General features: G+C 25.7%; 8 protein-coding genes. All 8 read left to right on the forward strand.

Annotated elements, in window-relative coordinates; translation table 11 throughout:
- A partial coding sequence (locus LS64_RS13470) for a hypothetical protein (RefSeq protein WP_238699493.1) occupies positions 1–371 on the forward strand: 371 nt, incomplete at its 5' end.
- A 3-nt stretch (positions 372–374) separates the two neighbouring features.
- Positions 375–617 carry a hypothetical protein gene (locus tag LS64_RS11855; RefSeq protein WP_052062287.1) on the forward strand — a complete coding sequence of 81 codons (243 nt, stop codon included), beginning with the start codon at positions 375–377 and terminating at the stop codon, positions 615–617.
- A 35-nt stretch (positions 618–652) separates the two neighbouring features.
- Positions 653–961 (forward strand): hypothetical protein, encoded by a 309-nt coding sequence (locus LS64_RS11860; protein WP_034569404.1) that lies wholly within the window; start codon positions 653–655, stop codon positions 959–961.
- A gap of 14 nt (positions 962–975) precedes the next feature.
- Positions 976–2,418, forward strand: coding sequence for a hypothetical protein (locus LS64_RS13475; RefSeq protein ID WP_034569401.1), 1,443 nt, complete (start codon positions 976–978; stop codon positions 2,416–2,418).
- Entirely contained in the window at positions 2,411–3,121 is a 711-nt protein-coding gene (locus LS64_RS12880) for a hypothetical protein (protein WP_193554444.1), read from the forward strand. Before LS64_RS13475 ends, LS64_RS12880 begins: the two co-directional genes overlap by 8 nt.
- Positions 3,122–3,158: 37 nt before the next feature.
- A complete protein-coding gene (locus LS64_RS12885) occupies positions 3,159–4,712 on the forward strand; it encodes a DUF6402 family protein (protein WP_034569377.1) in 1,554 nt (517 codons plus the stop codon).
- A gap of 100 nt (positions 4,713–4,812) precedes the next feature.
- Positions 4,813–5,439, forward strand: a complete 627-nt coding sequence (locus LS64_RS11880) for a hypothetical protein (RefSeq protein ID WP_034569375.1) — start codon at positions 4,813–4,815, stop codon at positions 5,437–5,439.
- 1 nt (position 5,440) lies between these two features.
- Positions 5,441–5,887: hypothetical protein (locus tag LS64_RS11885; protein ID WP_138127375.1), on the forward strand; the 447-nt coding region annotated here is incomplete at its 3' end.

Genomic DNA, 5,887 nt, shown 5'->3' on the forward strand with positions numbered 1-5,887 from the left:
TGAATAAATTTAGCTTTGGCAAGTTTATATTAGATTGCTTGATATGTATGTTGTTAATACTCATCTCTGTAGTTATATTATTATTTCCGATAAATTTAATTACAGAATTTCTTAAGAAGTTTACTTTTGATATTTTAGGACCAACATTCTATTTGGGAAATCTAGATATTTTAAATGATTTTTTGTTTGATGCCCTATCATTTACATTATGTCATATATTGTTTTTTAGTATTTGGTTTTTTTTAGAAAAGAAAGGCATAATGATTAAATATAAAATTTATAAATCAAGTTTTTGGTTTGTATTTATATTATCGACTAGTTTTTGGTGGTTATGTGCAATAAAAATTGCTACAGGACCAATTAAAGGATAATCAATGAAATTTTTTGTAACTATTTATATCCATCCAATGAATTCTAATATCCCACATGCCTTTTTGGGTTTAACACGTAAACACCCTAATGAACTGGATAAGATAGATAAAGAATTAAGAGATAAAAAGCTTAAAAATAAAGATTTTAAAGATATTGATAAAGTGTGGTATGAAAGTTTAGAAATAAGTGAATTTAATGATGGCTTTTTTGGTTTTGCTCCTGTGGAAATTGGAAAAAATCATTGAGAAATAGTATTTGAATATAATAAAAAGGGTATTATATGAATAATAATTGCGATTTAGGCAAATTTATATTAGATTGTATTATATGTTTTGGAGTGATGACAATAGCTATTCCAATATTATTTTTACCATCATTTTTTATTGCAGGAACTTTGTTTGAATTTATATTGCAAGATGCAGATACATTATACTACTATGCCTTAGCCTTGAATTTATCAAATGTTGTCGTTGTATTTTTTCTAAAATATTTTTACAAAATAATATGTGTAATAAGCTCCATACTATGCTGTATGCTATTTTCAGGTTTTTGGTGGCTAGTAGCTGCTAGTATTTTACATGATTTATGAATAAAGGAGAATTTATGTCGTATTTTGTAACATTATATATTAACCCTATGTCTATAATTAATTTTAACTCTGGAGAATTTATAAATATTCCACATGTCTTTCTAGGACTATCACATAAACATCCTAATGAATTAGATAAACTAGATAAACAAAAAAATAAAGAGGTTCTTAAAAGCAAACAATGGGACAAAATAGATTCTAAATGGTATGAACAAATATATCCTAGTATTTTAGATTCTGATTTTAAAAATGAGGGTTTCTTTGGTTTTGGACCAGTAAATCATGCTTCTAGTCATTGGGGTAAAGTGTATGAGAATAATCAGTACATACAAGAATGGGGAGACATATTAGTAGGGTATTATAATAAAGATAGAGATAAAAATACATTTACAGAATCTAATCGCTGCACTTTAGAAGTCTCAAAAGAGCAATATGAAATGTTACTAGAATTTATCAAACAAGATGTAAATCTTACAAAAGATAGAAATGGGACTTGGACAAAAAATGATATGTCGTTTTACGGAAAAAGAAAAGATTTAGAATATCAGCTTTACTATAATTCTGCTCCTATAGCTAAAACTAAAATTAGTTTTGTAATCCCACCCATCCACAACTGCGTTACTTGGGTTTTAAATAAATTAGATTCTATCGGTATAGAAGTGGTAGATATAAATGAATGGATACCCGATATATTGCCAAATCTAAGTATTAATTATCAAATAACTAAATTTATTTATAAAAAAGCCTTTGACATAGAAATCAATCTTGTTAATACACTAAAAGATTCTATAAAATCTCTAGAATATTACAATCAAGTATTTATAAAATTTCAACAAATAGATTCTAATTTAGAATCTATACAAGCAGCAAAAGCCTTTAGAAAATGGGCTAGAGAAATGATAGGAAATAAATTTATATGCAACATAGCAACTAAGAAAGAAAACTCACAATATGAAATAATATGCACAAGTGAAAATGAAGGCTTAAAGAGCTATTTACAAAACAAACTTGAAAATTTAAAACATAAAAGACAAAATCTATATAGCATATACAACAATTTATATTCTATTCTTTCTATGCAAATAGTGGATAATGCTAAAAATAAAGGTTGTGTGGAGATAAAAGGTGATTTTATATTTATTTTGTATAACAAAGATAAGAATAATATACAAATATTGAAGAAGGAAAATAACTATATTCCATACAATCAAAGTCAACTAGACCCAAACATTCCTGAATATAATTGGGCTTTAAATAAAAATTCACCTTTTGTATTTGTATCAAAAGATAAGTGTATGTATGCAAATTATACTTATAAAAACATAAGCCAAAGCTATATAGATTCTATAAATAAAAGCTATATAGCTATCTTAAGTGGAAAGGATGATTTAAACTATTGGAGTAATTCTTTGCATAAATTACGAAAATCTATAAACAAGGAAGCATTAAATGGATAAAGAAAATAATAAACAAATAGAAAAAATATTTACTTATCAAAATCAAACACTAGATTTAAAAATCTTAGAATCTAAAAATATAGATTCTATAAATTCTAAAATATATTTCTTAGGCATAGAACTAAAAGGCGGTATAGAATCTAGCAAAGAAAATGAAGAATGTTTCTTTTATGGTGAATATAACGAAGTGTATTGTCTACAAGAATCTAATTTAGATTCTAAAAAGGCTACACAAACTTTGCAAGTGTTTTTAGATTCTAAAGTCTTAACGATATTACATTATTCAATCTTAGAATCTAGTTTAAATATAAAGTTAGAATCTAAATCTAAAGAAGCAAAGAAGATTCTAAGTAAAGAGTTAGATTGCCACGACTTTTTACAAAAGTCTCGCAATGACAAATTAGATTCCATAGAATCTAGCCTATCGCCCACCCACCGCCCTTTTAAATGGGAGTTAGATTCTATAGAATCTATAGCAATGCTTTGTCCTATCTTAGAAGATAACGAAATCAAATGTATTCATGGTGGAATAGTAAAACTACAATCAAACAAAGGAAAGCCATTTAAATCAAACAATAAATCAATGATTTTAGAATCTGATTTATTAAATAGTCAAATAATAGGTTGTCAAAATACTATCTTAGGAGTGCCAACTCCTTGCACTTTAGTAAGTCTTATAATATATAATTATGATATAATCTAAGTTGATAGATAACAACAATAATTACAGGAGAAAAATCTTGCCTTATCAATTTGAGCTAAAAGAGGAAAGTCAATTTAGTAAAATAATAGCTAATAAATTATTGCATAAGCAAAAACTAAAACAAATGGATATGCGTTCAATTCAATATGAAAATATATTGCCTTTAGAATTAGAGTGTTGTTATAATGAATTTAAATATCACAAATATATTGCAAAAAATAAAATAGCAGCACTAGGTTGGGCTGTAAGTTATAATTTGCAATATTTATGGCAAAATAGTCCTAAAGTTGATATGATTAATAACTTTGATATCCCCATCAAACAAACAAAACACATGACTCAACAAGAGAAACAAAGATTACAAGAAATACAAACATTTATGCAAACTTACAACATTGAACCACTAAAACTTTCATTTACGCCATATCCTAAAGATGTAGAATCTAATGATGCAAAAACACTAAGACAAAGGGCAGAATTATTTTCGTATCATAAAAATAATCAAGTTAATAATATAAATGAAACAAAACGACCCATTAGATTCTATACTACGCTTAATTGGGATAAGTTTTATATGCAGTTTCCATTGATAAAAAGATTGAGTGATTTTGATAAACAGAAAATATATAGTGATAATTTTTTAACACATATAAGAAATATGCTAATTAATAATAAAAATATCATCACGTTTATAAAAAGATTATCACAAGGTGAGTATAGATTTAATTTTGCTATTGATATACGAGAAAATAGGAGTAATAAAAATGTAGAATCTTATATTATCGCAAAAGAAAATGATAAATTGCCACAAGGTTATAAATTTATCTTACAATGTAAGCCTTATGAAATAGATAATCTTAATTGTCAATTACAAGGAATTGATGATGATGAGTTTTTTATGCAAACATTACGGAATCTAGGAACAAATATCGCAGGACAATTTAGTGTAGATATTTCAGCGACGTTATTTATTAAACAAGCAAGGCGAAGTATTCCTGTGGTAGGACAAGGAATATTGGCTTATGAAGCCTATAATGTAAGCAAAGAGATAAATCAGCAATTTTATAATGACACAATGCAAGATTTATCACTTTATGCTTGTAGTGGTAAATTTTCTATATATTACGCCCCTACACAAATAAGCATAAAAAAAGAAATAAAAAACAATAAAGAAAAAGTAGTATTTCGTATAGATAAAATGGTAGCTTATGTATATGATAGCTTTGATTTTCTAGATCAACCACATATTTTTAATGATAATGGAGAAATTATAAAACTAGGTCAGCCTGTTGGTGCGTGGGATTTTGATAATAAGTGTTTTAGTATATCGGGCTCAATTAGTCAAATAGTAACATATATGCCTAAAAAGTTTAAAAAATATATCATAGGCCATGCTATTCCAGATGTATCCTCGGCCGATATACTAGAATCTAAAAAAACAAATCAATACTATATCTACAATCAAGATTATCAAGATTATCAAAAATTTACTCCTTATGGCTTAGATTTTAAACTTTATAGCGATGATTTTATCGCCAAACTTCATTTTGATGAGTTTAAGTATTCTACACTTTATGACACGATAGGATAAATATGGAAAATATGTTACTTGCAACGTGGAGAATTTTTATAAATTTTATTGTTTTGTGAATTAAATATTTTAAACTATTATTGTAAGTTAGGGTTAGGTAATGATTGAGAGTATTTTTATAGGTATTGCAGTTGGTATAATGTCATGCGTTATATGTCCTATTGCACCATCTCTTTTTTTATTCTTCTATTTATCTCTATTTCTCAATATAGTGTTTTTTTATATTTTAAATCGTTTTTTAGTACCTAACATATTATTTTCAAAAGAATTCATGAAATCATATTTTATAGGTATGTTGATTGTTATTGTATTATTTGAAACTATTGGTTTTTGTCTTATTCCTGCTAGTGGTCATATAAACCCTTTAGCCGATATAGATGAAATAAGAAAGCAATATAATGGCATGTCAAAAATAATATTTGAATATGAATATGTTAACTATAATGTCTTTTTTATTGGCTTTATTCTTTTAAAAATTATGATATTTTTCATTAGCAGATGGATTCTTAGTTATATATTTAAAAATGAATATAAGCATTATGCAATGCGACATAGTGTGATTTCTTTTATAAAACCAAATAAACATTTTAAATATATAGCTATATTTATCGGTGTATTTTTTACGCTTACAAATATTGATATTTTGGGCTTACAACAAGAAATATATCCACATATACCTATTGTAGTTTTTATGGAGTTAATTTATAAATATTTCTTAAGGATTTAACATGGACAATAATTTATTTACAGCTAGGCTAATGTTTATAAGCTATGATGAAATAAAAAATATTAATAAAAACTCATCTATTGCACATCTCAAAGCCCTTTATGAATGTCAAGATTTTATTGCAATAGATTATAACAACAAAACACTTCTTAATAAAAATCTAGCAATAAAAAACTTTGGATATAAAAATGACTTTGCAAATATATTTATTCTAAATAAAGATTCTATAACAAATGAATATTTAGAATCTAGAAAGGCTTTATATAAATCTTTTATAACTTTAAAACAAGAAAGAATAGAATCTATTGCAAAAGAAATGGAGAGAATAAATAATCTAAGTTTTAAAGAAAATCTAATCTTAGAATCTAAGGACAAATCTATAAAAATAATCTTTTTAGATTCTATAGAATCTAATATTTCAATGTCAAATCTAATTCATATTTATAAT

The sequence above is a fragment of the Helicobacter saguini genome, assembly GCF_000762875.2.
Taxonomy (GTDB): domain Bacteria; phylum Campylobacterota; class Campylobacteria; order Campylobacterales; family Helicobacteraceae; genus Helicobacter_A; species Helicobacter_A saguini.